Consider the following 668-nt stretch of genomic DNA (forward strand, 5'->3'; position numbering starts at 1 on the left):
CGTCTCGACTCGGCCGTCGGCCGCGTCGAACAGCGCCTGAACCTCGTCGTAGGTCAGCGGGCGCCGTGACGGATCACCTTCGTACTCCCCGACGTGCAGGATCGAGTTGTCGTCGTGGAAGACCTGCTGCGGGGTTTGCCCGAACTGCTGCGCGCAATCAGCGAACCAGCCGTACCGCTGATCAAGCAGGTACTCGCAGAAGACCCGAATGTCGATCTCATAGTTACGTGCCGTCGAGAACCGCAATGGCGAAGAGCCCGAACGCAATTCGCTGATCCACGCCTCACCCTCAGACGGCGTCCACTGCCACGGATAAAGGCCCGAGAACTCCGCGAAACGGCGCACCAGCCGAAGGCGCGGCGCGATCGTGGAATCCTTCAAGAACCGCGCTCGCTGCTGTTTCTCCCAGCCCTGCAACATGGCCTCGAACATCGCTCGTTGCGGTTCGAGATGGACAACATTGGGCGCCGATACACGCTCGGCCGAGCCTTCGAGATTATTGGTCACGACACATGTTGTAACAGATGCATCATTGATGCGTTGGACATCGGGGGCGTGTTGACCACCGGCAATCGGTGCCGAAGTCTCACCCCCCGGCGCCCGACCTGCTACAACGGACAACATTGCTACCCAACCAATGTTGCATCAGATGACAATATTTCCTCATT

1 protein-coding gene is annotated in these 668 nt (G+C 59.7%); it reads right to left on the reverse strand.

The annotated features are described in order from the left end of the window. Positions 1-432: site-specific integrase (locus tag AC3WTE_RS32615; RefSeq protein WP_492443765.1), on the reverse strand; the 432-nt coding region annotated here is incomplete at its 3' end. Positions 433-668: the final 236 nt, after the last annotated feature.

It is taken from the genome of Mycobacterium sp. FW102-FHT13B02 (genome assembly GCF_058790275.1).